General features: G+C 68.8%; 20 protein-coding genes. 5 read left to right on the forward strand and 15 right to left on the reverse strand.

From position 1 onward, the window contains the following. Window positions 1-53: 53 nt before the first annotated feature. The gene (gjpA, locus tag K3U94_RS18350) at window positions 54-1,166 is read right to left on the reverse strand and encodes an outer membrane porin GjpA (protein WP_220694636.1); all 1,113 of its coding nucleotides are present in this window, start codon (window positions 1,164-1,166) and stop codon (window positions 54-56) included. Window positions 1,167-1,450: 284 nt separating this feature from the next. Here gjpA (K3U94_RS18350) and K3U94_RS18355 point away from each other — a divergent pair, with 284 nt between their 5' ends. Both K3U94_RS18355 and K3U94_RS18360 read left to right on the forward strand, forming a co-directional pair. Further along, window positions 1,451-3,274, forward strand: a complete 1,824-nt coding sequence (locus tag K3U94_RS18355; protein ID WP_220694637.1) for a fatty acyl-AMP ligase — start codon at window positions 1,451-1,453, stop codon at window positions 3,272-3,274. A gap of 39 nt (window positions 3,275-3,313) precedes the next feature. Continuing rightward, complete coding sequence (locus K3U94_RS18360; protein WP_220694638.1) at window positions 3,314-4,153, forward strand: dienelactone hydrolase family protein; 840 nt, start codon at window positions 3,314-3,316, stop codon at window positions 4,151-4,153. Between the two features lie 62 nt (window positions 4,154-4,215). Here the strand turns inward: K3U94_RS18360 and gjpA (K3U94_RS18365) are convergent, their stop codons facing one another. From gjpA (K3U94_RS18365) to gjpA (K3U94_RS18385), 5 genes are all read right to left on the reverse strand, one after another. After that, the gene (gene gjpA / locus K3U94_RS18365; RefSeq protein ID WP_131721552.1) at window positions 4,216-5,313 is read right to left on the reverse strand and encodes an outer membrane porin GjpA; all 1,098 of its coding nucleotides are present in this window, start codon (window positions 5,311-5,313) and stop codon (window positions 4,216-4,218) included. Between the two features lie 410 nt (window positions 5,314-5,723). After that, window positions 5,724-9,101, reverse strand: coding sequence for a PGRS repeat-containing protein (locus K3U94_RS24310; RefSeq protein ID WP_220694639.1), 3,378 nt, complete (start codon window positions 9,099-9,101; stop codon window positions 5,724-5,726). Window positions 9,102-9,167: 66 nt separating this feature from the next. Then, entirely contained in the window at window positions 9,168-10,355 is a 1,188-nt protein-coding gene (gjpA, locus tag K3U94_RS18375) for an outer membrane porin GjpA (RefSeq protein ID WP_220694640.1), read from the reverse strand. Window positions 10,356-10,905: 550 nt separating this feature from the next. After that, complete coding sequence (locus K3U94_RS18380) at window positions 10,906-13,674, reverse strand: PGRS repeat-containing protein (RefSeq protein WP_220694641.1); 2,769 nt, start codon at window positions 13,672-13,674, stop codon at window positions 10,906-10,908. Between the two features lie 87 nt (window positions 13,675-13,761). Then, entirely contained in the window at window positions 13,762-14,937 is a 1,176-nt protein-coding gene (gene gjpA / locus K3U94_RS18385) for an outer membrane porin GjpA (protein ID WP_220694642.1), read from the reverse strand. Between the two features lie 280 nt (window positions 14,938-15,217). On the opposite strand from gjpA (K3U94_RS18385), the gene K3U94_RS18390 reads away from it, so the two are divergent. Both K3U94_RS18390 and K3U94_RS18395 read left to right on the forward strand, forming a co-directional pair. After that, window positions 15,218-16,261, forward strand: coding sequence for an LLM class F420-dependent oxidoreductase (locus tag K3U94_RS18390; RefSeq protein WP_220694643.1), 1,044 nt, complete (start codon window positions 15,218-15,220; stop codon window positions 16,259-16,261). A gap of 68 nt (window positions 16,262-16,329) precedes the next feature. Further along, window positions 16,330-18,153, forward strand: a complete 1,824-nt coding sequence (locus K3U94_RS18395; protein ID WP_220694644.1) for a fatty acyl-AMP ligase — start codon at window positions 16,330-16,332, stop codon at window positions 18,151-18,153. A gap of 15 nt (window positions 18,154-18,168) precedes the next feature. Here K3U94_RS18395 and K3U94_RS18400 read toward each other — a convergent pair whose 3' ends face one another. From K3U94_RS18400 to rplM, 7 genes are all read right to left on the reverse strand, one after another. Continuing rightward, the gene (locus K3U94_RS18400) at window positions 18,169-18,600 is read right to left on the reverse strand and encodes a TA system VapC family ribonuclease toxin (RefSeq protein ID WP_220694645.1); all 432 of its coding nucleotides are present in this window, start codon (window positions 18,598-18,600) and stop codon (window positions 18,169-18,171) included. A 6-nt stretch (window positions 18,601-18,606) separates the two neighbouring features. Further along, window positions 18,607-18,834 (reverse strand): CopG family transcriptional regulator, encoded by a 228-nt coding sequence (locus K3U94_RS18405; RefSeq protein ID WP_220694646.1) that lies wholly within the window; start codon window positions 18,832-18,834, stop codon window positions 18,607-18,609. A gap of 67 nt (window positions 18,835-18,901) precedes the next feature. Next, entirely contained in the window at window positions 18,902-20,221 is a 1,320-nt protein-coding gene (locus tag K3U94_RS18410; RefSeq protein WP_220694647.1) for a hypothetical protein, read from the reverse strand. A 1-nt stretch (window position 20,222) separates the two neighbouring features. Next, the gene (locus K3U94_RS18415; RefSeq protein ID WP_220694648.1) at window positions 20,223-20,525 is read right to left on the reverse strand and encodes a type VII secretion target; all 303 of its coding nucleotides are present in this window, start codon (window positions 20,523-20,525) and stop codon (window positions 20,223-20,225) included. A 59-nt stretch (window positions 20,526-20,584) separates the two neighbouring features. Then, window positions 20,585-21,916 (reverse strand): phosphoglucosamine mutase, encoded by a 1,332-nt coding sequence (gene glmM, locus K3U94_RS18420; RefSeq protein ID WP_220694649.1) that lies wholly within the window; start codon window positions 21,914-21,916, stop codon window positions 20,585-20,587. A gap of 145 nt (window positions 21,917-22,061) precedes the next feature. Next, window positions 22,062-22,565, reverse strand: a complete 504-nt coding sequence (rpsI, locus tag K3U94_RS18425; protein WP_047321597.1) for a 30S ribosomal protein S9 — start codon at window positions 22,563-22,565, stop codon at window positions 22,062-22,064. Further along, window positions 22,562-23,005 carry a 50S ribosomal protein L13 gene (gene rplM / locus K3U94_RS18430; protein ID WP_046191136.1) on the reverse strand — a complete coding sequence of 148 codons (444 nt, stop codon included), beginning with the start codon at window positions 23,003-23,005 and terminating at the stop codon, window positions 22,562-22,564. Before rplM ends, rpsI begins: the two co-directional genes overlap by 4 nt. Window positions 23,006-23,243: 238 nt before the next feature. Between rplM and relB the strand changes: the two genes are divergently transcribed. Continuing rightward, window positions 23,244-23,777: a type II toxin-antitoxin system RelB family anti-toxin gene (gene relB / locus K3U94_RS18435; protein WP_082134305.1), complete on the forward strand. Its 534-nt coding sequence runs from the start codon at window positions 23,244-23,246 to the stop codon at window positions 23,775-23,777. Window positions 23,778-23,956: 179 nt separating this feature from the next. Here the strand turns inward: relB and K3U94_RS18440 are convergent, their stop codons facing one another. After that, window positions 23,957-24,253 (reverse strand): WXG100 family type VII secretion target, encoded by a 297-nt coding sequence (locus K3U94_RS18440; protein WP_047321595.1) that lies wholly within the window; start codon window positions 24,251-24,253, stop codon window positions 23,957-23,959. Between the two features lie 12 nt (window positions 24,254-24,265). Next, window positions 24,266-24,604, reverse strand: coding sequence for a WXG100 family type VII secretion target (locus tag K3U94_RS18445; RefSeq protein ID WP_220694650.1), 339 nt, complete (start codon window positions 24,602-24,604; stop codon window positions 24,266-24,268). Window positions 24,605-24,714 lie beyond the last annotated feature (110 nt).

Genomic DNA, 24,714 nt, shown 5'->3' on the forward strand with positions numbered 1-24,714 from the left:
GCGGCGGCTATGCACGCCGCCGCCAGACCGGCGCAGGCGATCTCCTCAGATCGTTACTGCGACCCACCGAACAGGTCGGCCAACAGGGCTCCGAAGTCGAAGTCGCTAGCAGCCGCAGGATCCGGGGCATCCGCGGGAGGCGGCCCGTCGAAGTCCAAGTTGCCGCTGAGCAGCAATGCGAGCACCTGCTCCAAGCCGGCTAGCGCGCCGGTCAACCCGACCCCCTGACCCGGGCCGAATGTCAGGTCGAGGGTGAGCGGATCGGTGACCGAAACGGTGATACCGAGCGCGTTGAGGATCGAGCCGCCACCGTAGATGGGCGGAGGAAGTTCGGACGCGGACAAAGCATCGATATTGCCGCCGACTTCTCCCGGGGACAGCAGCCCGCCGAAGGCGAAGCTCAGGCCGGAAATGTCAACGCCCTCCGGCAGCAGGCCGGCTTCGGTGACCGTCGGGATCAGGAAATCCAGGTTGAGCGTGGCGCCGTTGAGTAGGCCGTTGAACATATTGGCCGGGATGTTGATCAGCTCCTGCAACGCTGCCGTGGTGTCTGGGTTGTCGCCGCCGAGATTGGCGCTGATGGCTTCGATGCTGTTGATCAGCGCCACCAGCGGCGACAGGGACGGCCCCAGGGCGCCGATCAGCACACCGGACAGCGGCGAGGTCAGGACTTGGACGATCTCCGGGATCGGGTCGGGAATTGCCGGAATGAGCCCGGGAGCCAAGGCTTCCCCTTGGTTGCTGAGCAGGCCGTAGAGCAAGAAGTTGCCCAGGAAGAAGCCTGGGCTCCCAATCCCGCCGTCGCCCGAGGGGAGGCTCGTCGTAAATTCAGCCAGCGGGTTAAGGAAGCCCTTCTGGTCGCCACCCAGGAACGTCAGGGCGGCACCCAGCTGCTCGAAGTCCAGGTTGCTCAGATCGGCGTTGCTCAGCGCGTCGCTCAGTGCGCTGTTGGCGTCCTGCATCGCGGTCTGCAGGTGCCCGAAGTTGACTTCCGCGGTATTGAAGGCGTCGGCCCACGCTCCGGTGAAATCGAGGTCGGCGGTCAGAGCGACGTCATGCATCGCGTGCGCCTCGATCATGGGCGTGGCCACCGGCGTGACAGTGATCAGACCGGCACCTACCAGCGCAACGCCGGCGGTGACAAAGGGACGCAATGTCGGATTCATTTGACCAACTCCTCAACATCCAGTGTCGTGACAGTGGAAAAAACTGAGTGTGACTAAGATCATAGATAATAGAAAGCTGTGACACAAGGCCTCGGTCCCAGATTTCCGGCATCTTGGTGTGCTGTTTCGCCACCGATGCGGGCTTTTCGGGCATCTGATTTCTTGGGCTGCTCCCAGAACGTCGCAGCTAACTCAGCTCGGCTCGAGCCCACAGCGGTTATGTTGGGAAGCCGCGCGACGACCCGCGGCGGGGTCGGCCAGGAAACGACGGTCTAGGTGACGACATGCCAGAGGACAGCCCAGCCACCGCACGCACCCTGGTGGAACTGCTGCGTCAGCAGGCAGACCGCTATCGGGACAAAGTCGCGTTCGTGTTCGCCCCGGATGGCCTGGAGGAACACAGTCAGCTGACCTACGCCGAACTCGACCGCAGCGCGCGGGCGATCGCGGCGGATCTGCAACAACAGGGAGCGGCGGGACGTCGTGTGCTTGTCGTCTGCCGGCCGGGTCTCGACAGCGTCGCGGCCTACTTCGGCTGCCTGTACGCCGGCGCGGTTGCCGTGCCGGTGCAGGACCGGCTCGGGCGGTTGACGCTGATCGCCCCCGACGCGCGAGCCGGTTTCGCCCTGGCGGACGCCACCACGCAAGACAGGGTCAAGGCACAGGTCGACGGTATGACCAGGCGCCCCCTGCGGTGGCTGGCCCCAGAGGATCCCGGCGCGGACCCGGACAGCTGGGAACCGCCAGACATCGACGGCGACACCACCGCCACCCTGCAATACACCTCCGGCTCTACCAGGGCACCCAAGGGCGTCGTGGTGACGCACGGCAACCTACTGGCGAACCTGGTTGCGATCCACGAGGCGTGGGGCGGCGACGACCAGAAGGTCGCGGTGTGCTGGCTGCCCCAACACCACGACATGGGCTTGATCGGCGGCATCCTGCAGAGCGTGTACGTCGGCGGCACCACGGTGCTGATGTCGCCGGCAGGCTTCATCACCCGCCCGATGCGCTGGCTGGAGGCCATGTCCCGATACCGCGCCACCATCGCCACCGCACCGAATTTCGCCTACCAGCTGTGCGTCGAACGCAGCACCGCCGAGGAGCGCGCGGCGCTGGACCTGTCGCAATGGTCGACCGCGATGAACGGCGCCGAGCCGGTACAGGCCAGCACCCTGCGCGCCTTCGCCGAGGCTTTCGCGCCCGCCGGATTCCGGCCGGAGGCTTTCCTACCGGTGTACGGCTTGGCCGAGGCCACCCTGCTGGTCTCGGGTGGATCGGACGCCGCCGCGCCGGTAGTCCGACACATCGACCGCAAGGCGCTGGGCGAAGATCGGGTCGTCGAAATCACCGACGCCGCCGACGACGATCCCGGTGTCGTGGAGCTGGTGGGGTGCGGTCGCCCCCGAGGCGGTCAGCAGATCGTGATCGCCGACCCGGAGACTCGCCGGCGCCGCGACGCCGAGCAGATCGGCGAGATCTGGATTTCGGGTCCGTGCGTGGCCCACGGTTACCGGGGCAAACCGGAGGACACCGAGCAGACGTTCGGCGCATACCTGGCCGAGACCGGCGAAGGGCCCTTCCTGCGCACCGGGGATCTGGGCTTCCTGCGAGAAGGCGAGGTGTTCATCACCGGACGCTGCAAAGACCTGATCATTCTCCGCGGCAACAACTACTACCCCAACGACATCGAAAAGACGGTGCAGGGCAGCCATCCGGCGCTGCTGTCCGGCCGCGGTGCGGCCTTCTCGGTGGCGCCGAAACCCGGTGCCGGGGAACAACTCGTGGTGGTACAAGAGGTCCGATCGGCCGGTGACGCCACCGGCGTGCTGGACGCGATCAACGCGGCTATCGCCCGCCACCACGGAATCGGGCCACACGCCGTCGTCCTGGTTGAGCCGGGCTCGATCCCGACCACCTCCAGCGGCAAGATCCAACGACAGGCCGCTCGGCAGAAGTTCCTCGACGGAGAGTTCACCGCGCTGGCGCAATGGCGGGCGGCGCAGGACTCCGGCGCCGGTCCCGCTGAGCCCATGGCGGCGGCCCAGGCCGCCGCCGCAGCCCAGCGGGCGGTGGCGCTGCAGTACTGGAAGGCACGGCAGGGCTGAGAGCTCAACGTCCGCTCCGGCGTGCGTTACCGTCATCGGATGGCCAGCATCAAGCGCCTTTACGCCGCGTTGACCCGACCCGGCCCGCATCGCGTCCTACGCGGGGATCTGGCCTACGCCGGCCTGGCCGGAGTGGTGTACACCCCACAGTCCGGCTACCGCCTTCCGGCGGTGGCCTTCGGCCACGACTGGCTGACCGGGGCCGATCGCTACGCCGGATTGCTGGAGCACCTGGCTTCCTGGGGCATCGTGGCGGCGGCGCCCGACACCGGGCGGGGGCTGGCTCCGTCGGTGCTGGACCTGGCCGCTGACCTGGGCCGCGCCCTGGAAATTGCCACCGACGTCCGGTTGGGGCCGGGCCGGATCAGCGTCGACCGCGACCGACTCGCGGTGGCCGGTCACGGCTTCGGCGGTTCGGCTGCGGTACTCGCTGCGACCACGTTGTCTGTCAAACCCAAAGCGGTGGCAGCAATTTTTCCGACCGTCACCACACCGCCCGCCGAGCAGGCGGCGTTGACGCTGGACGTGCCGGGCGTGGTGTTCAGCAGCCCCGACGATCCGAAAGCATTGCGTTCCAACGCGATCGAGCTGGCGCATGCGTGGCAGCTTTCCACGCTGCGAGTGATCGGCAAGGTGTCGCCGGCCGGTTTGCCGCAGGGCCGCCGGCTGACCGGATTCTTCGGCTTGCCGACCTCGGACCGGCGCACCCAGCGGCGGGTGCGGGCCCTGCTGGCCGGATACCTGCTGGCGCAACTGGTGGGCGACAAGACCTTCCGAGACTTCGCCAACCCGCAGGTGGCCCTGCCCCGGACCGAGGCACTCGACGCACTGCCGGAGCCGGTGGGCCCGGAAGAGAAGATCGCCGCGCTGTTCAAGTAGCGCGCTGGAAGCGATCGCGGCCGCCGGGCGGGAACCCGACGGCCGCAACCGCTGTGGTGTGTCTAGACGTCGGACAACATGTCGCCGATCGGGTCGAGCCCGAAAAGGGGCGGAATCTGCTCGGCGCCCTTGCCATCCCAGTTATCGCCGAGCAGCACCCCCATGACCTGCGACCACTGCTCCATCGCCGCGATCGGACCGATGGGCACGCTGTCGAGGGTCAGCGTGTCAAGGATCGGGACACCGGTGAGCGTCAGACCCAAGCTGTTGAAGATCGACCCGCCCACCGGGTCCACCGTGGTGCCATCGGCAAAGGTGTAGGTGCCCTGGTCGCCGGCCCCGCCCGCGATGCCGGGGCTCAATAGCCCACCAAACGCAAAGTCGAGCGCGGTGAGCTCCATGCCCTCCGGCAGCAGGCCCGCGTCGTTGATGGTCGGCACCAGCGCATCGAGATTCAGGTCGGCGCCGTTGAGGAATCCGTTGACCATATTGGCGGGAATATTGAGTAGATCGTTGAACGCCGCCTCGAAGTCCGGGGTGTCACCGTTCAGCGCATTGGAGACGTCGGTGACGCTGTTGACCAATGCCACCAGCGGGCTGATAGACGGCCCCAGGGACCCGATCAGCATGGCGCTCAACGGCGACGACAGGAACTGCAGAATGTCGGTCACCTGATCGGGGTCGATCCCGGAGTCTTCGGGCAGGAAGCCGGGCAACAGGCTGACCATGAGGCCGCGCAACCCGTCGAGGGTATGCGGGGTCACCGCATCCCAGATGGCCTTGCCGGCGTCCTCGGACGTGTCGACGTTCAGCGTCAGCGCCGACCCGAGCATCTGGAAGTTGCCCTGAATCTCAGTGAGCGCGTCCTGGATGGTCTTGGTGCCGTCGGAGACCTCCCCCCAGAGGGCTTGCTGGTTGACGATGAACTGCTGCAGCCCCACTTCGGGGGCGATCAGGAAGTTGTTGGCGAGCTGCGTGGCATTGGCGGACGCGGTGTTGAAGACGTCCTGCCAGGCGCCGAAGAAGCCCTCGCCGGCGGTGAGCCGCAGCGCGGGGGAATGCTCGACGGCCGAAGCGGCGACCACGGGAGTGACAGCGATCGTGCTGGCGCCCAGCACCGCTACACCCGCGGTGACGTAGGGACGAAGTGATTGGTGCATCGACATCTCCTCAAATTTTCAGTGCGCGCCCCTTAGGCGCCATACCAATTCATGCAACATAACTGACATTAGGCTGAGAAACGATGCGAATGTACGGATCGAGAAAATTCGCCGAAATCGAGCGGGAGACCCCGGAACTTCGACCTCCTATACACCAATAGTTTCCGGATAACTACAGCTCACACCAGGTTTTCAGCGGTTCCACACCTATTGACGTGTGCGCAAGATTATATTTTGCGACAGTCCGTCCGTTTTGATGAAAACCCTTCTCCGATGAGGGAATGCTGAGGCTTTTAGTTTCGAATCCACGGGCTCAGTTGACATTCGCACCCGGGCGTCGCGTCTGCAGGAATGGCAACGGCCGCCGAGTCTTTTCAGACTCGGCGGCCGTTGCCATTGTCGGTTGGCGTCTAGCCGGCTGCGCCCGCTGTGCCGTCGGCGCCGGCCGTACCACCGGTTCCATCCGGTGTACCGGTACCAGCCGCGCCGCCGGCGCCACCCTTACCGAGTGCCCCGCCGGCGCCGGGAGTTCCGGTGCTCGCGCCACCGGTGCCGCCGTTGCCGCCGTGGCCGCCGTTGGCGCCGTTGCCGCCAGCGGCCCCATCGGTGCCGGCACCACCGGCTCCACCGACCCCACCGGCTGCACCAGCGCCGCCCTTGCCACCGGCGCTGCCATCGGTGCCCGCGCCACCGGTGCCGCCATTGCCGCCGGCACCGGCGCTACCACCGTCGCCGGCGGTATGACCGGCGCCGCTCGCCGCACCGCCGGCACCGCCGACGCCGCCCTTGCCGCCGGCACCGCCCACACCACCGGCGCCGTTACCGCCGTTGGTGCCAGAGGTGCTCGCGCCGCCGTGTCCACCGGAGCCGGCAACACCGCCGTTGCCGCCGAGCCCGCCGCTCCCACCGTCCAGGCCGTTGCCGCTGGCGTCGGCGCCACCAGCCCCACCGGCGCCACCGACGCCACCAGTGCCACCAGTGCCACCGGCCCCGCCGGCACCGCCGTTACCGGTGCCCGAAGTGCCGCCGTTACCGCCTTGTCCTGCGGCACCACCGTTGCCACCGGTCGTGCCGGTGCCTCCGGCCTCGGTCGTGCCGTCCGCGCCGGCAGTTCCGGCGACGCCGGCCCCACCGGTGCCACCCCGGCCGCCTGCGCCGCCGTTGCCGTCCAGCGCGCCGGCGCCGGTGTTGCCTGCGGTTCCGCTGGTGCTGGCGCCGCCATTGCCCGCGGTTCCCGCGGCGCCGCCGGCACCACCGTCACCGCCGGTTCCGCCGGCCAAGCCGTTGCCGGCGTTGTCCACGCCGCCGGTCCCGCCGGCACCGCCGGTCCCGCCGTTCCCGCCCTTGCCCGCGGCGCCGCCGTTACCGCCGGTGCCGGTGTTCGAGGTGCCGCCGTTACCACCGGTGCCACCCGCTCCACCGGCGGATCCGTTGCCACCGTTGCCGCCAGCCGTGCCGGCCTCGGTGTCGGTGGCGGTCGCGCCGGTTGCACCCGCGGTACCGGTGCTACCCGTGCCGCCGACTCCACCGTTGCCGCCGTTGCCACCGTTACCGGCATCCGCCGTGCCACCGTTGCCACCGGTACCGCCGGCGGCGCCCGCACCGCCAGTGCCACCGTTGCCGCCGTTGCCGCCGTTGACCGCGACGGCGCCGTTACCGCCGTTGCCGCCGGCGCCGCCGATCCCGTTGGCGCCGCCGGTACCGCCGTTACCGCCGTTACCGGCGTGACTGGGTGCGACCCCGATGTTGTTGGTCGGTACCGCAGTTCCGGCGCTGTTGCCGCCGTTACCACCCGCGCCGCCGGCCGCACCGGCGCCACCGCTGGCGCCATTGCCGCCGTTGCCGCCACTGGCGGTGCCATTGCCACCGTTACCGCCGGCACCGCCGACACCGACCGCACTGCTGCCGCCATTGCCGCCGTTGCCGCCGATGCTTACCCCGGTGGCCGCACCGTTGCCGCCGGCGCCGCCGTCACCGCCGGTGGCGCCGGTACCGGCCGTGGAGGATGGGCCAGCCCCGCCGTTACCGCCGTTGCCGCCGACGCTGTAGACGGTGCCGGCGGTGAAGTGGTCGCCGTTGACGTCGCGCCAGCCGGTGCCGGTACCACCGGCACCGCCATCACCGCCGTTGCCGGCGGTTCCCGCGCCGGTCAGGCCGGTACCCCCGCCGCCACCGCCGTTACCACCTTGAGCGTGGTTGCCGGAGAGCAGGCCGCCGCCGGCGCCCACGGTGCCATTACCGCCGGCGCCGCCGTTACCCCCGGTGCCGCCGACGCCGGAGCCGGGCGTACCACCGGTGCCGCCGTTACCCCCGTTGCCGCCGAAGGTTTGGATGGTGTCGTCATCGGTGGCACCGTTACCGCCCGCGCCACCCTTGCCACCTGCCCCGGCGGGCCCGCTGGCTCCGGCCCCGCCGGCACCACCGTTGCCGCCGTTGCCGGCAACACCTTGGACATTGGCAGCGCCGCTGGCGTCACCGCCGCGACCACCGTCACCGCCGGCGGCGCCTGCGTGGGATCCGGTCGAGGAACCAGCAGCGCCACCGACGCCACCGTTACCACCGTTGGTGACGCCGGCACCACCGGCACCACCGACGCCACCGGTGCCACCCGTGCCGTCGCCGGCATTGGCGCCAGCGCCGCCGGCGCCACCGTTGCCGCCCTTGAGACCATCACCGCCGAAACCACCAGCAGCACCGTTACCGGCCACACCGCCGCTGGTGCTGCTCATGGGGTCACCGCTGCTGCCGCCGGCACCACCGGCACCGCCATTACCCCCGTTGCCGAGGAAGTTGCCGTCTTCGTCCTTGAAACCGTTGCCTCCGTTGCCGGCCGCGCCTCCAGCAGCTCCGGTACCGGCGTGGCCCTGCTCCCAGAAGTTGCTGCCGGCCGCGCCACCGGCACCACCGGCGCCACCGTTGCCACCGTTGACGTGATCGGCGGTGCCGGCAGCGCCGTTACCGCCGGCGCCGGCCTTGCCGCCGTCGCCGCCGTTGCCGAGGTTGAAGGCGCCGCGTCCGCCGGCACCACCGTTACCGCCGGCGGTGCCGTTGCCGTTGCCGCCGTTGGCGAAGCTGCCGGCCACGCCGTCGCCACCGGCACCGCCGACGCCGCCGTTGCCGAAGAGCCAGGCCACCGAGGCGCCACCGTCGCCGCCGTCGCCGCCCACACCGCCGGCGCCGCCGACGCCGCCGTGACCCAGGCCCCAGGCGCTCGCGCCACCGTCGCCACCGGCAGCGCCGAACCCGCCGGCCCCGCCGTCGCCGCCGTTGCCCAGCCAGCCGAGGGCGTCGCCGCCGTTGCCGCCGGCTACGCCGTCGACGTCGCTGTTCCAGCCGGCACCACCATCGCCGAACCACAACCCGCCGTCGCCACCGTCGGGGTTGAGCTCCGTGCCGGCTGCGCCATTACCGATCAGGTATTGCCCGGACATCTCGTTGATGGCGTTGTTGACCATCGCGCCGAAGTCGCTGTCGATCCAGGCGGTCATGCCCATGTGCAGCGGGGTGTAGAACCACTGGTCGATGATGCTGATCATGTCGAAGGCAGCGGGATCGAAGGCGGCGATTCCGGGGTCGACGTCCGAGGTCACGTCGGCCGGGGTGAGCCAACTGAAGTCGAACAGATCCTCAAAGCCGTCGGCTTGGGCATCCGGCGCGCCGGCCAGTGGGGCCACCCCGAACGCCAAGAACGCTGCGACCGCGCTGCCGGTGCCGACCGCCCGGTGGCCGCGCCGCGCTCCGGCCTGAGCTTCTGAACCCGGCTGACTACCGGTGTGACGACGAGTCATTGCGAATACCTCTCCTGATGAAAAGTTCGGCTAGTAGTGGAAGTTGCTGGGGGAAGGGGCGAAGGATCAGCCGGCCAGGCCAAGGTCAGCGAACAGGTCGCCGAAGCTGAAGCTGTCGGCCATCGCGCTGCCCGCGCCACCGTCGTCGATGCCGCCGTCATCGACGACGTAGCCCTCCGGTGCCGGAATGCTGAAGATGGGGTCCTTGCCACTCCACGAACCCCAGCCCAGCTGCGAGCCGATGACCTGGGACAGACCCAGCCAGGCACCGAGGGGCCCGATCGCGTCACTGGGCGCGTGGATGTTGCCGACCACCGGGATGCCGGAGATGTCGAAGCCGACGCTGTTGAAGATCGAGCCGCCGGAGGCCGGCGCCTGGCCGATCTCGTTCCCGTCGGCGTCCAGGATGCGCATCGGGTCGGCAGTGACGTGCCCGCCGGTGCTGAACCACCCGCCGAACGCGAAGTCCAGGTGGGTCATCTCCATGTTGCCCGGGAGTAGGCCCGCATCGTTGATCGACGGCAACAGACTGTCCAGGTTGAGAGTGGCGCCGTTGAGCGAGGCGTCGAACATGTTCGCCGGGATGTTGATCAGGCCCTGCAGCGCGGTGGACGTGTCACCGTCGCGCAGCGCTTCACTGATGTCGTCCCAGCTGTTACCCAAGGCGACCCAGGGCGCGATCCAGGGACTCACCGAGGCGAGCATGAGGGCGCTCATCGGCGAGCCCAGGAAGTTGATGATCGGGGTGAGCGTCGCGGCCTGATCTTCCGGCAGGAAGCCCGGGACCTGGTTGAAGATGATTTCGTGGCCACCGCTCAGGTTGCCCGCCAGGTAGCTGCTGTCCATGGTGTGGCGGATGACGTCGTTGATGGTGTCCTGCGAGGCGCTCATCAACGTGATCGCCGACCACGCGTTCTTGAGGTCGGTCTGGATCGCGTTCATCATCGCCGGGATGGTCGACGGGTCGTCGGTCATGCTCTGGATGTAGCCGGTCAGGTTGTTCATGGCCTGGGTGAAACCGATGTTGGGCGCCGCGTCGTAAGAGGCCATCATCCGCGCGATGTTGTCCTGAGCGGTGTTGTAGGCCGCGACGTACGGGTCGGTGAGGTCGGAGAGGCTGAAGTCGGCGGTCAACGCAAAGTCACGTGCGAGGGCCGTTTGGGTCGACGGCGTCACGCCGGGGGTGACAGCGATCAGGCTTGCGCCCACGATCGCGACACCGGCGGTGGCGTAGGGCCGAAGTGCTTGCTGCATCAAAATTTCTCCTCACAACTTGTCGCCGCACCCTGAGGCGCAGGTAGGACCACGGGGAACATATCTAATATTTAACTTAGAAGCAACCGGGAACGTGAGGCGCCTCAACGGCGGCCCCAAACGTGACCCCTACCTCGGTTCGGCCGCCAATAACCATCCATGAACTGCGATTATCTGCCACTTCGTCGCCAAAAGATCCGAATCCCGCCCTCCGGAAGAACCGTTCACGTAAGTAGACTTATCCGACATGCTGTGAATGAACTGAGGGATGAGGATTGGGGCGCCACGGACACTCGGACCGGGGGAAATCCTCATAGCCGATAACTTATGTCCGCTTCGCGGCGTGGATTCGTCGGTGGATTAATGGTTCAGACAGGTGCGCAAGAAGCCCCTGGAGTGGACTCTCCGAGGTCATACCTGGCTCTAAGGCCGGACAAGTCGCGGTGGGACACTCGCGCTCGCGCGGACGGAATGCCGTACTGACCCCAAAAACGACCATGGTCGCCGAGCCCGAAGGGACCCGGCGACCATGGTCGCGCTGTGCAGTCGGCTAGGTGCCGGGCGTACCCGACCCGCCAGTGGTTCCGGCGCTGCCGGCCGCGCCGTCGGCGCCGGGCGTTCCGGTACCGGTGGCCGCACCGCCCGGACCAGCGGCACCCGCCGCGCCGGCGTTGCCGCCGCTGCCCGCGGCGCCGCCGGTGCCGTTGCCGGCGCCGCCGGTGCCGTGGCCGCCGCCATTGCCACCGGTACCGCCGTTGCCACCGTTGCCACCGTTACCGCCGTTGTAGCCGTTGCCGGTGTCGGGGTTGGTTCCGCCAGGACCGCCGGCACCGCCACCGCCGCCGTCGCCGCCGGTGCCGCCAGCACCCCCGTTGCCGCCGGTTCCGCTGGTGGACGCGCCGCCGACGCCACCGTTACCGCCGGTGCCACCGGCCGCGCCGTTACCGCCGTTGCCACCAGCGGTGTTCGCGCCGCCGGGGAGCACTGGTATGCCGCTGATGCCGGCGGCCCCGTCGTCAGCAGTGCCGCCGGTGCCACCGGCACCACCGGTGCCACCGTTACCGGCAGCAGCGGTACCACCGGCACCGCCATTGCCGGCGTTGCCCGCGGTGACACCGTTACCGCCGGCGCCACCCGCGCCGCCGGTGCCGCCGTCGATCGATCCGCTTCCGGCTCCACCGGTGCCACCGTTACCGCCCTGACCGCCGGCCGCACTGTAGGACGCTGAGCCGCCGGCACCACCGGCCCCGCCGGTACCGGCGTGGCTGGTGCCGAAGCCGGCAGGTGCGTCGTCCGGCGTGGCGACGCCGCCGCTGTTACCGCCCGCGCCGCCATTGCCTCCCGCACCGCCGCCGGACTTGGTGGCAAGGCCCTGGTAGCCGGGGCCACCGTCACCGCCGCGCCCGCCTTCGCCGCCGGACGCGGTGCCGTTGCCGCCGGCACCACCGTCAGCTCCTGCGCCCGCGGTCCCGCCGCTGGTCGAGCCACCGGCACCGCCGGATCCGCCCATGCCGCCGATGCTGACCACGCCTGCGCCGGTCGCGCCGTCGGCACCGGCCGCAGCGGCACCACCGTTACCGCCGTTACCGGTCCCACCCGACATGCCGCCGGTGCCGCCGGATCCGCCGTTGCCGCCCGCGCTCCAGGTCGTGGTGCCGTCGTTCCAGCCCAGGCCCTTGCCGGCCGCACCGCCATTGCCGCCATTGCCGCCGTTGCCGGTCTGGCTGTAGCCGCCGCCGCCACCGCCACCGCCGTTGCCGCCGCGCAGCGTCCCGTTTCCGCCGGCCGCACCGTTGCCGCCGGCGCCGCTGGTGCCGGTGTTGCTGTTGCCGCCCTGGCCGCCGTAGCCGCCCTGCCCACCAGTGGTGGCGACGGTGTTGTCATTGGTGGCGCCGTTGCCGGCGACGCCGCCGTTGCCGCCGGCGCCGCCAGTGCCGCTGTCACTGTCGCCGCCCTGGCCGCCGGTGCCGCCCTGACCGCCGAAGCCCACGGCGCCCAGGCCGCCCTTGCCGCCGTCACCGCCGGTGCCGCCGGTGTTGGCGCCCAGCGAGTTACCGCCCTGGCCGCCCGTACCGCCCTGTCCTCCAGTGCTGTAGGGAACGGTGGGGTCTGTCTTGTTGAGGCCGTTGCCATCACCGCCGTTACCACCGGTGCCGCCGTTGCCGCCGTGCTCACCACTGCCGCCGGCACCGCCGGTACCACCGCCGCCGCCTTGGCCGAGGTAGTCACCGGCCCCGTCCTTGGCGGCCTCCCCACCGGCGCCGCCGTTACCGCCGTTGGCGCCGTCACCGCTCGCCCCGGCGCTGCCGAAGAACGAGCTGGCGTAGTAATCGGAGCCGCGGGCACCGCCGGCTCCACCGTTGCCGCCGTTGCCGCCGGTACCGCCGGCCAGACCATCGGTCGCACCGGTCGTGCCGTTACCGCCGTTTCCGGCAGCACCACCGGCGCCGCCCTGGCCGCCATCGCCGAACATGTAACCGCTGCGGCCGCCGGCACCACCGTTGCCGCCCTGGCCACCACTCATACCCGTGCCGGTGACGTTCGTGGTGCCGTTCATGCCGGCGCCGCCAGCGCCGCCGGCCCCGCCGTTGCCGAAGTACCAGGCCGCCGCCGCGCCGCCGTCACCGCCTGCGCCACCGAAACCGCCCGCGACGGTCGCGGCACCACCGGCACCGCCGGCGCCGCCGTGGCCCATGAACCAACCGCCGGCGCCGCCGTCACCGCCAGCCGCACCGGCACCGCCCGCGCCACCGTCACCACCGTTGCCCAGCCAGCCGAGCGCGGAGCCGCCGTCGCCGCCGGCCACGCCGGCTTGGTCACTGCTCCAGCCGGCGCCGCCGTCGCCGAACCACAGTCCGCCGTCACCACCGTTGGGGTTGTCCTCGGTACCGGCAACGCCGTTGCCGATCAGGTACATGCCGGACCACTGGTTGATCATCCCGTTGACCGCTTCACCAAACGGGTTGGTGATCCAGAGCTGGGCGATGCTGTGCAGCGGCTCGTAGAACCACTGGTCCATGATCCCGGTCCAGGAGAACGGGTCACCGGCGGCGCTGCCGGGGTCAGCCGCACCGAACAGGGCACTGAGGTCCCAGGTGGCTGCGGTGTCACCGGAGTCCGTCGTGGACCACGAACTGAACAGATCGCCGAAGAGGTCGCCGAGATCGAAATCGCCATCGGCATGCGCGGTCGGCGCGGCGGCTAACGGGGCCATCCCAAAAGCCAGGAACGCGCCGACCGCGCTGGTGGCACCGATCACCCGCTTGCGGTACCGCGCTCCGGTGTTATCAGGCTGGCTACTGCTGTGACGACGACTCATTTGCGAACACCTCTCCTGTGAAGCGGTTCTGGAATGCAGTGCTGAAAGTTGTTAGAGGGAATCTCGGAACTAGTGCGCGGGGCCGGCTCAGGCATCGAAGCCGAGGAGCCCCGCCAGGTCAGCGAGGAAGTCGGTTGACGCACCGGCACCCGCACCGCCGTCGTCGAACCAATCGTCGGGCACGATCGGGAAGTCGATCCCCGTCCACGGCGGCGCGACCTCGACGGGCCCCTTGCCTGTCCAGCCCGAACCGAGCAGCGAACCGACGATCTGTCCCCAGGCCTGCATGGCCGCGATCGGGCCGACGCCGTAGCCGTCAATTGCGATGGGCACGCCCGGCAGGATGCCTGTCTGCAGCGTGATGCCGAGGCTGTTGAAGATCGAGCCCCCGACCGCGGGAACGTCGATGAGATTGCCGTCGGCATCGGTCACCTGGTAGGGGCCTACCGCCACCTCGCCCGGGGTCAGGAGACCACCGAAAGCGAACTCCAGGTGGGTGATGTCGGTGCCCTCCGGGAGCAAGCCGGTGCTGGCGATCAGGGGAAGCAGGCTGTCGAGGTTGAGGGTGGCGCCGTTGAGGTAGCCGTCAAGCCAGCTGGCCATGATCTGGTTGAGGCCATCACCGTCTTGGATGCTGTTCATCATCGCGACCCAGGGGCTGATGGCCGGCCCCAGCGACCCGATGATGATGGCGCTGAGCGGTGAGGCCAGGAAGTTCACGATCGGCGTCGCCACATCGGCCATGTCGGCAGGCAGGAACTGTGGCAGCAGGCCGAAGAGCGCGTCGTGACCGAGGGCGAAGGTGTTCAGATCCGTTCCGCTGAGGGTGTGCACCCCCACCGCGCCGATGGTGCCCTCCAAACCGCTCAACCCGAGGCTCCCGGAGGCGTTCTGCAAGGTGTAGCCCGTCAGCACCGCGTCCAGGTTGCTCTGGATCTGCTGCATCACGTCCGGGATCTTCGACGGGTCGTCGAGGATCTCCTGCCAGTACTGGGTCTGGTTGGCCAGGATCTGCTGGAACGCCACCCCGGGGGCCAGGAAGTAGTTCTGGGCGAGGATCGTCGCGTTCTCCGAGGCCTCGTTGAACACCGCCGTCCACGGCGCGAGCAGATCGGGAAGCCCGCCCGCGGTGAGTGCGACATCTCGGATGGTGGGGCCACCGGCCAGCGGGGTAGCCACGACCGGGGTGGCGGCGATCAGGCCGGAGCCGACGATCGCGATACCGGCGGTGACGTAGGGGCGAAGGGTTTGCTGCACAGCCATCTCCTTTTGTGAGGTGCCGCCCTCGGCAGGCGCCTCGAGAAGCCGTGACGCTGCCGTGTTGCTCCTGGATTCACACTTATTCACTGATGTGAGACCGAACACTAACCGTGAGTAACTTAAGACACAAGCACCTTGGTCAAATATTTTTCGGCGTTTCCAAAGCTCACAGGCGTTAACATGCTGATACCTCGTGATCCTCCATAATTTCTACCTGAGAGTGGACGGTCTTCCTGTTTCTGACACGTCCTGCCACCGGAAAAAACCCTGGTATGTGTGAGGGATGCGAATCGGTGTTCAGCTGGCCTACGCGGGTGGGTTCAAGGAAGCGGTGGAGCGGGTTGTCGAGCTCGAGCGAATCGGGATCGACGTGGTGTCGGTCGCCGAGGCCTACTCGTTCGACGCCATCAGCCAGCTGGGCTACCTGGCGGCCAAGACATCGCGAGTCGAGCTCCTGACCGGGGTCCTGCCCATCTACACCCGAACTCCTGCCTTGCTGGCGATGACGGCCGCCGGATTGGACTACGTGTCCGACGGCCGGTTCGCCCTGGGCCTCGGCACCTCTGGGCCGCAGGTGGTGGAGGGCTTCCACGGCGTGCCGTTCGACGCCCCGCTGGGACGCACCCGCGAGGTGGTGGAGATCTGCCGGGCGGTGTGGCGCCGCGAACGACTCCGCTACGACGGAAAGCACTACCAACTGCCCCTCCCGGCCGAACGCGGGACCGGGCTCGGCAAGGCTTTGCAGTTGATCAATCATCCGGTGCGCGAACAGATTCCGATCTCGATCGCCGCGCTGGGACCCAAGAACGTTGAACTGACCGCCGAGATCGCCAACGGTTGGCAGCCGGTGTTCTTCTACCCGGAACGTGCCGATGACGTGTGGGGTGAATCCCTGAAAGCCGGTGCGGCCAAACGTGATCCCGCGTTAGGTCCGCTGGACGTCATCGTGGGGGCGTCGCTGGCCATCGGCGACGACGTCGAGGATCGGCTGGCTTGGGTGAAACCGCAGCTGGCGCTCTACATCGGTGGAATGGGCGCCAAAGGCCGCAACTTCTACCACAACCTGGCCACCCGTTACGGGTTCGGCGAGGTCGCGAATCGCATTCAGGAGCTGTACCTGTCCGGACGCAAGACCGAGGCGATCGACGCGGTGCCCGACGAGCTGGTGCGCAACACGTCCTTGGTCGGACCCCGCGGCCTGGTGGCCGAACGACTCGCCGCCTACGCCGAGGCCGGCGTGACAACGCTGCTGGTCGGCCCGCTGGCCACAGCGCCGGACGAAGCGCTGCGCTACGTCGAGGAGCTGCGCGCTCTGCTGCCGTCCTGATTCACGGCGCGGGCGGAGAATTTGGGCCGGGTGTGGCCCAGGACACCCCACACGCCAAGATGGGGCGTATGGAATTCACGCCTACCGTGACTACACCCGCTGCAGAAACCCTGGTTGAGCTGCTGCAACGCCAAGCTGAACGGCTCGACGACAAAGTCGCGTTCAGCTTCTCCTACAACGGCGACGACGAAGGACGCAGCGAGCTGACATTCGCTGAGCTGGACCGCCGCGCACGCGCCATCGCGGCGAACCTGCAGCGCTACGACATCAACGGCGAACGGGTGCTGGTGCTGGTGCGGCCGGGACTGGACTTCATCGCCGGGTTCTTCGGCTGCCTGTACGCGGGCGCCGTGGCGGTGCCGGTGCACCAGAAGCTGGCGCCGCGCCTGGCGGTGGTCGTCCCCGACGCTCAGGCCCGGTTCGCGCTCACCGCCGCCGAGAACCGCGAGGCCACCCGGGCCGCGGTCGCCGGGATTCCGGGAGAACCCGAGCAGTGGTTCTTCACCGACGCCGGCGCCGACCCCGACACCTGGGTGACCCCCGACCTCAACATCGACTCCCCGGCGGCCATCCAGTACACCTCCGGCTCGACCCGCTCCCCCAAGGGTGTGCTGCTCAGCCACGGCAATATCCTGCACAACTGCGATGCCATCCGTCAGTCGTGGAACGGCGACGAGAACGCCAAGGGCGTGTTCTGGCTGCCACCGCACCACGATCTGGGCTTGATCGGCGGCATTCTGTCCATGATCTACATCGGGGCCAGCACGGCGCTGATGTCACCGACCGCCTTCATCAAACGCCCGATGCGCTGGCTGGAGCTGGTGTCTGCCCATCGCGGCGTGATCACCGCCGCGCCGAACTTCGCCTACGACCGGTGCGTGGAGACCAGCACTCCCGAAGAACGTGCCGCACTGGACCTTTCCTGCATGACGGTGGCGATGAACGGTGCAGAGGCGGTGCGCGCTACGTCGCTCGCCGCCTTCGCAGACGCCTTCGCGCCGGCGGGTTTCCAGCTCTCGTCGTGCTATCCGGTGTACGGGTTGGCCGAGGCCACCCTGTGTGTGGCGTCCGGGTCGCCCGCCGGAGTGCCCGGAGTGCGCTACCTCGATCGTGTTGCGCTGGAGCAGGACCGCATCGTTGATGTGTCGCCGGATGACCCCGCCGCCGCGACATTCGTCGGATGCGGCCAGCCCCGTCAATCCGACGTCGCCATCGTCGACCCGGTGACTCGCCAGCCCTGCGGTCCCGACGAGATCGGCGAGATCTGGGTCGCCGGACCCAATGTCGCGCAGGGTTATTGGAACAGGCCCGAAGAGACGGCGGCGACCTTTGGGGCGGTGCTGGCCGAGCCGGGCGACCCGAACCGCGGCCCGTTCCTGCGCACCGGAGACCTCGGTTTCCTCTGTGCCGGCGAGATTTTCACAACCGGACGATGCAAGGACCTAATCACCATCGACGGTCACAACTACTACCCCAACGACATCGAATTCACCGTCCAGCAATGCGACCCGGTGCTGGTATCGGGCCGCGGGGCGGTCTTTGCGACCGACGCGCCGCCCGGTGGCGTCGAGCAGCTGGTGGTCGTGCACGAAGTGGACAGCGCGCGGGCCGCCGACGCCGACCTCGACGCAGTCATCGAAGCGATTCGGCTGGCGGTCGCAACCCATCACGGGATCGCGGCCGACGCCGTGGTCCTGGTGCATCACGTATCGCTGCCGACCACCTCAAGCGGCAAGATTCAGCGCGGCCAGACCAAGCAACACTTCGTGGAGGGCAAACTGGCAGCCCTCGCCGAGTGGCGTACTCCCACCCAGGAACTGTCGCTGGAAGAGCTGGAGGCAGCGGCCAAGATCGTCTCGACGCTGCAGTCCTGGGGAACCCGCCAGGGCTGAACGCCGAACAGGCACCTAACCGGAAGCCAGCGGGTTGATCCAGCGCAGGCCGGGGAAACGCTGAAAATCGGAGTCGGCAGAGGCCAGTTCGACGCCGTGCTCGATCGCGAGGGCGGCAAGCTGCGCATCCGGCACGAGGTTGGCGGTGACCTCGACCTGCGCGCAGATTCTGGCGTAAACCCGGGCGGTGGATTCGCCGGCTGGCGGGATCCACACCACCGGAACCGCCAACCAGTCCTCGATGTATTGCCATGCGTCCGAGGCGCTCAGGGGATTCGCGGTAACTCTCGGGTGCGTGACGATCCGCAGGAACGCGCCGATGGTCTGCCACGGCAAGCCAATCCTGTTGTCGCCGTTCAATGTTTCTTCCAGCCACGCCGCAGCCACCGGATTGTGTTTGCTATGGGCGTCGATCGCGTACAGCAGGAGGTTGGCGTCTAGGAGCATCGATGCTCATCGCTCGTCATCGAGTAGGTCGAGGACTTCGGCCACGTTGGTGACATCGACCTTCAGGCCGATCGGCGCGGTGCGATGACGGTATCGGGTCCCGGGGGCGCTGGCCTGGGCGGCGATGCCGCGGCGGGCGAGCAGGTTCAGCGCCTCGCTGATCCCCAGACCCTGCCGCCGAAGTCGTTCGATCTCGGCAGCGACATCGCTATCGATCACCACGGTGGTCCTCACAGACAGCATCGTACGCCTATAACATCATGATGCGTAGCTACTCGCATCATGATGCTTGACGCTCGGATCACTCCCCCACCTGCGGCAATTCCTCGGCGGCGGTCTCGCAGGGGGTCTTCGGCGGGACATCGGCCGTCGGTGCGGAGATGTCGTCCGCCTCCCCGGTCTGTTCGGCATCTTCGGTGACCGCAGTTTCCGCGACTGCCGGCTCCGGACCGATATCGTCGGGCTGTTCGGCCGGCTCTGGGTCCTCGGCTACCTCTGCCGACTCCCCCGCCGGTTCGGCCTCCGCCTCGGAATCGGCGGGGTCGTCGGAGTCTGGAGAGTCGACGTCAGGCCCGGGGTGGTCGTCGAACGGCTCGTCGAACGACTGCCCGAGGCCGGGATCGCCAAGCGCATCGACAAGCCGCGGAATCAGCCCGCCCAGACCTCCGAGTCCGCCGAGCCCGCCGCCCGCACCGGCCGGGAACCCCGCCGACGGCAAGCCCAGGTCACCGGGCTGGCCAAGCGCGCCGGGCAAGCCAAGATCAGCGAACCCGTCGTCGAGTGGTCCGACGGGCACCGGGGCGCTCACTGCCTGCGCCGGTGGATCCGGCGCCACCGCTGCCGTCGGCGCCCGCGGAACATCAACGGGGTCGGCCATCGGCGTAACCGGTAGCGGCACAGCGGGTCCCGTCACGTCGGGCTGGACCACCGGACCGAGATCCCCCGGAACCGCGAACACCACACCCGCCCCCGGTGAGGCAGCCGCGACCGCAGCGCCATAGGCCGCGGCGATCCCGTCCTGCGCCGAGCGCACGGCAATCACCCACTCACCGCGAACATCGTTGTCCACGTAGGGCATCACCTGCCTTTCGATGACCTCGGCGGCGTGCACGTCGTCGGCGCCGGAGCTCACCGCGTGGGCCGCCGCCAGCCAGGTCGGCCGCGCGGCGCCCACCCGGTCAGCGACGGCCAGCACCGCAGCAACTTTGGTGTCGACCAGGCGCCACAGCTCATCGCGCAGCCCACCACAGCTCGTGGCTGCGGCGCGCAGCCGGGCCGACAGCTGCTCGGCGGCGGCGCAGTGGTGGCGCAGGAATTCTGCGGCAGCGTCGGCGCCGGGCCCGCGCCAGGCGTTGTCCAGCTCGGCGAGTTGCTGTCGTTGCGTACGCAGTGCGTCCTCGGCGGCGTCGGCCAGTGCGTTCAGCGCGGCGCAGTCGGTGTCGAGCAACCGCAGGTCCAGGCCGGCTTCGCTGTCGTAGCGGTCGGCGAGCTGACCGTCGTAGCCGGTGAGCTCCGGATGCCGGTATCCCCGTCGATGGCAGGCCGACACGTAGGTCTGAGTGTCGGTGACCGCGTCGCGTCCCTCGGCCAGCCGCGCGGACACGTCGTATCGCTGGGCCACCTCAGCCGACTCGCTCGGTAGCGGTGGCCTCGGCCTGCCCGTAGCGCACCAGCCCGACTCGCAGCGCCGTGGCGATCTCGGTGTTGGACCGCGACCAGCGCATCAGCTCGGGCAACCAGGACTGCAGGGCACGACGCAGCGCCTCCCCGGCCCCGACATGGTCGCGTCCGGCAGTGCTGCCATCGAATGTCAAGCCGCCCAATCGGATACGGGAGGCCGCATCGACGTCGCCCGCGGTCGAATCGAGGTGGTCCGCCACCGAGCGCAGCGCGGCGGCATCGAGGTAGAGCTGTTGTCGTCCCATACGGGTAGGACGCCGACAGCGCCGGACCGGTTCCCCCGGGTTCGCCAGAGTGTCCGGGCTCAGCGCCGGGTGCGGACCGCGTCGGCGACCTCAGCCGCAATCCGGCGAGCCGTCTCCTCGTCGGAGGCTTCCACCATCACCCGGACCAGCTGTTCGGTTCCCGAGGGGCGCAACAGGATTCGTCCCGAGTCACCGAGTTCTTCGCTGGCACGCAGCACCGCGTCGCGCACCGCCGGGCGCCCCACCGCCTCGGCCTTGTCGGTGACCTCGACATTGATCAGCACCTGCGGCAGCGTGCGCATCGCCGAAGCCAGGCCCGCCAGTGGGGTGCGAGTCTGCGCCATTCGGGCCATCAGACGCAGGCCGGTGATGATGCCGTCACCGGTGGTGGCAACCTGGGGCAGCACGATGTGACCGGACTGCTCACCGCCGAGGGTGAATCCGCCCGCCCGCAGCTGCTCGAGGACGTAGCGGTCTCCGACGTCGGTGGTGTGCACGGTAACCCCGGCCTCGCGCATGGCCAGGTGCAGCCCGAGGTTGCTCATCACGGTCGCCACCAGGGTGTCGTCGGCCAGTTCTCCGGCGTCGCGCATGGCCAGAGCCAGCACCACCATGATGGCGTCACCGTCGATCACGTTGCCGGCGGCATCGACGGCCAGGCAGCGGTCGGCGTCACCGTCGTGTGCCAGGCCCAGGTCGGCGCCGTGGGCGAGCACCGCGGCGCGCAACGGTTCCAGGTGCGTCGAACCGCACCCCTCGTTGATGTTGAGCCCGTCGGGCTCAGCATTGATCGTGATCACGGTGGCGCCGGCGGCCCGGTAGGCCCGCGGTGCGGCGTCGGATGCCGCGCCGTGAGCGCAGTCCACGACCACCGTCAGGCCGTCCAGCCGAGTGGGATTGGATTCGCCCAGGTGCCGCAGGTAGCAGTCCAGCGCATCCTTGGCGTCCACCACCCGGCCAAGCTCGGCGCCGATCGGGCGCAGGCCAGGGCCGGCGGCCACCAGGTCTTCGATCTGGTCCTCGGTGGCGTCGTCGAGTTTGTGTCCGCCCGGGCCGAAGAATTTGATGCCGTTGTCGGGCATCGGGTTGTGCGACGCGGAGATCATCACTCCGAAGTCGGCTTCATATGCGCTGGTCAGATAGGCCACTGCCGGGGTCGGCAGCACGCCGGTGCGCAGGGCGTCGACGCCTTGGCTGGTCAGCCCGGCGATGACCGCGGCCTCCAGCATCTCGCCGCTGGCCCGTGGGTCACGGCCGACGACGGCCACCCGCCGCCCAGTGCCTAGGGCGAGCCGCTGCGCCGCCGCGCCGCCCAGGGCGACTGCCAGTTCGGCGGTCAGCTCGCGGTTGGCAACCCCGCGGACGCCGTCGGTGCCGAAAAGTCGACCCATAACTATCCTTTATCGCCGCGAGCGTGCGTGTTTCCGGCCCGACACGCCGGTATCGGACCGGAAACACGCACCCTCAAACGCAAGCCGGGGGCACCTTCCGCGTGCGGAAGGCACCCCCAACTCGCTGCCAGAGTGCAATCGCAGATCAGCGCTTGCTGTACTGCGGAGCCTTGCGGGCCTTCTTGAGACCGTACTTCTTGCGCTCGGTGGCCCGCGGGTCACGAGTCAGGAAGCCGGCCTTCTTCAGCGCCGGCCGGTCCTCGGGCTGGACGATGATCAGCGCGCGGGCCAGAGCCAGCCGCAACGCACCGGCCTGGCCGGAGGGGCCGCCGCCGTCGAGGTGGGCGTAGACGTCGAAACTGTCCACCCGGTCCACGGTGACCAGCGGAGCCTTGATCAGCTGCTGGTGCACCTTGTTCGGGAAGTAGGCCTCCAGGGTGCGCCCGTCCAGGTCGAACTTGCCGGTGCCGGGCACCAGCCGCACCCGCACCACGGCCTCCTTGCGGCGGCCGACGGTCTGGATGGGACGACCCAGGTCGTGCGGCTCGTAAGCCGGCGCGACCTCTTCGTGCACCTCTACGGTCTCGACAACCTCGACCGTTTCGTCGACCTCGGGAGCCTCAGTACCTTCAAATGCCGTCTCGGTCATTGCGCCACCTGCTTGATTTCGAACGGGATCGGCTGCTGGGCGGTGTGCGGATGCACCGGCCCGGCGTAGACGTGCAGCTTGCGCTGAATCTGACGACCCAGCTTGGTGTGCGGGATCATCCCGAGGATCGCCTTCTCCACGACACGGTCGGGACGGGTCTCCATCAGCTCACCGATGCTGCGCTTGCGCAGCCCGCCCGGGTAGCCCGAGTGGCGGTAAGCCATCTTCTTCTGCAGTTTGTCGCCGCTGATGGCGACCTTGTCGGCGTTGATGATGATGACGAAGTCACCGCCGTCAACGTTCGGCGCGAATGTCGGCTTGTGCTTGCCGCGCAGCAGGGTTGCTGCCGCAACGGCGAGCCGGCCGAGCACCACGTCGGTGGCGTCGATGACATACCACGACCGTGTGGTGTCACCCGCCTTCGGCGCATAGGTGGGCACAGCGCTTACCTCTTCTTTTCAACTCGAGCCGGGTCTTCCCGGTTCTTGCGGATCCCGGTGCGAGCCGGGTGCCGGTCTGGCGTCGACGGCGGGGTGGTTCTCGGCGACCGACAGTGACCCGAGGACCCGCTGTGCCAGGAGGCACCGCACGCCAACGGTGCAGCTTACCGGCGGTGATCGGGGCGGGTCAAAACGGGACCGGAGAGGCCTGCGATAGTGGATCCGCTATCATGAAGCCATGTCAGGGGCCAGCGCCCAATCGCCGAGGGGGACGTCCGCCGCACTCGTGCGCGAAGCCCGCCAGCGACGGGGCATGTCCCAGCGCGACCTTGCGCGAGCTGCCGGCGTCCCACAGTCAACCGTGGCCAACATTGAGGCCGGCAGGCAACAGCCCTCTGTTGCGATGCTTGAACGACTACTCACTGCGGCAGGTTTTCGGCTCGAGCCGCGGCTGGTCAACACTGTGCGACCCGGTGAGCTGCTGGAGCGACACCGCGATCGGATAGCTGAACTGCTCGCCCGCTACCCCATCAACCGCGCCTGGGTCTTTGGTTCCGTGGCGCGCGGCGATGACCGACCCGGCTCCGATCTCGACGTGTTGATCGAGCCGGCGCCCACCGCTTCCTTCACCGATTACGTCGGCCTCGAAGACGCCCTCGCCGAGCTGCTGGCCTGCCCGGTCGACATCATCACCACCAACGAACTGAAATCCAATGAGTTGTTGCAGCACCGGGTGAATCGTGATCGACGCCAGTTGGAGATCGCCTCCTGACATGGATGACCGCAACGCTGAACAGTTGCTCTACGTCGACGCAACCTTGGCCGAGATGAACCAGCTAGCGGCGCGTGGCCGTCAGGCATACCGGGCCGCGCTGACGCTGCCTCGGGAGCCGGTGTGGCCCCGTTGGCTCTCCTCCATCGGGGCCACACCGCATTCGGGGGTGGCCTCTCCTACCTCCCCCAAGCTCCCGCGGCGCGACGATCCGCGTCGGCGACATCGGCGGCGCCGTCACGCACGGCGCTGCCCAGGTCGAACAGGATCTGGTTCAGCGCGCTGACGGCGTGCTGCCATCGCAGCTGCTCTGCGTGGTAGGCACCGGCGGCCTCCCGCGTCCATACCTGTTGCAGGGGCGCGATCTGCGACCGCAGCTCCTCCAGCGCTGCGTTGAGTCGGGCGGCCGTCGAGTGGATCTCCTGACGGACGGCATATTCGATCTCGTCGAAGTTGTACGACAGTGCGGCGTCCATATCCGGTTCCGCTCAGATTCCGTCGCCGGCGGCGACGATGTGGTGCGAGTGGGCCTGGGCGACTTCACGCAGCGCACGTTCGTTGTCGCGGATGGTCTCGGCGATGCGCGCCAGCGCGTGGTGCAGCTTCAAGGATTCGCAGTTCCAGCGGTCCACGACGTCCTGGAACCGAACGGCCGCCAGGCCCGACCACACCGAGGGCGGTACGGCCCGCATCCGGCCGACGAACGCCTGCAGCATCCCCCGGATCTCCTCATTGCGGGCGTCGGTGGCCGCCGCGACGGCGAGCATGACGTCGAAGTCGGCGCTGAGTGTGGTGGTGCCTGCGGGTGCCGAACTGGATGTGGTCACATCTCCCCCTGCCGTTGGTTCGCGTTGATGTCTGTTCGACGGCGGCGGGGTCGGATCGGTTCCCTCGAGGTGTGGAGACCCGGCGTGGCGCGCACGAAAATGTGGACCTC

The organism is Mycolicibacter heraklionensis (assembly GCF_019645815.1).
GTDB lineage: Bacteria > Actinomycetota > Actinomycetes > Mycobacteriales > Mycobacteriaceae > Mycobacterium > Mycobacterium heraklionense.

What these genes read in the sequence shown, in the direction of transcription:
- gjpA (WP_220694636.1), bottom strand. Translation starts at nt 1,166, where the DNA reads ATGAATCCGACATTGCGTCCCTTTGTCACCGCCGGCGTTGCGCTGGTA.
- K3U94_RS18440 (WP_047321595.1), bottom strand. Translation starts at nt 24,253, where the DNA reads ATGGACGCCGCACTGTCGTACAACTTCGACGAGATCGAATATGCCGTC.
- rpsI (WP_047321597.1), bottom strand. Translation starts at nt 22,565, where the DNA reads ATGACCGAGACGGCATTTGAAGGTACTGAGGCTCCCGAGGTCGACGAA.
- gjpA (WP_220694642.1), bottom strand. Translation starts at nt 14,937, where the DNA reads ATGGCTGTGCAGCAAACCCTTCGCCCCTACGTCACCGCCGGTATCGCG.
- K3U94_RS18380 (WP_220694641.1), bottom strand. Translation starts at nt 13,674, where the DNA reads ATGAGTCGTCGTCACAGCAGTAGCCAGCCTGATAACACCGGAGCGCGG.
- K3U94_RS18360 (WP_220694638.1), top strand. Translation starts at nt 3,314, where the DNA reads ATGGCCAGCATCAAGCGCCTTTACGCCGCGTTGACCCGACCCGGCCCG.
- glmM (WP_220694649.1), bottom strand. Translation starts at nt 21,916, where the DNA reads ATGGGTCGACTTTTCGGCACCGACGGCGTCCGCGGGGTTGCCAACCGC.
- K3U94_RS18395 (WP_220694644.1), top strand. Translation starts at nt 16,330, where the DNA reads ATGGAATTCACGCCTACCGTGACTACACCCGCTGCAGAAACCCTGGTT.
- gjpA (WP_220694640.1), bottom strand. Translation starts at nt 10,355, where the DNA reads ATGCAGCAAGCACTTCGGCCCTACGCCACCGCCGGTGTCGCGATCGTG.
- K3U94_RS18355 (WP_220694637.1), top strand. Translation starts at nt 1,451, where the DNA reads ATGCCAGAGGACAGCCCAGCCACCGCACGCACCCTGGTGGAACTGCTG.
- gjpA (WP_131721552.1), bottom strand. Translation starts at nt 5,313, where the DNA reads ATGCACCAATCACTTCGTCCCTACGTCACCGCGGGTGTAGCGGTGCTG.
- K3U94_RS18400 (WP_220694645.1), bottom strand. Translation starts at nt 18,600, where the DNA reads ATGCTCCTAGACGCCAACCTCCTGCTGTACGCGATCGACGCCCATAGC.
- relB (WP_082134305.1), top strand. Translation starts at nt 23,244, where the DNA reads ATGTCAGGGGCCAGCGCCCAATCGCCGAGGGGGACGTCCGCCGCACTC.
- K3U94_RS18415 (WP_220694648.1), bottom strand. Translation starts at nt 20,525, where the DNA reads ATGGGACGACAACAGCTCTACCTCGATGCCGCCGCGCTGCGCTCGGTG.
- K3U94_RS18390 (WP_220694643.1), top strand. Translation starts at nt 15,218, where the DNA reads ATGCGAATCGGTGTTCAGCTGGCCTACGCGGGTGGGTTCAAGGAAGCG.
- K3U94_RS24310 (WP_220694639.1), bottom strand. Translation starts at nt 9,101, where the DNA reads ATGACTCGTCGTCACACCGGTAGTCAGCCGGGTTCAGAAGCTCAGGCC.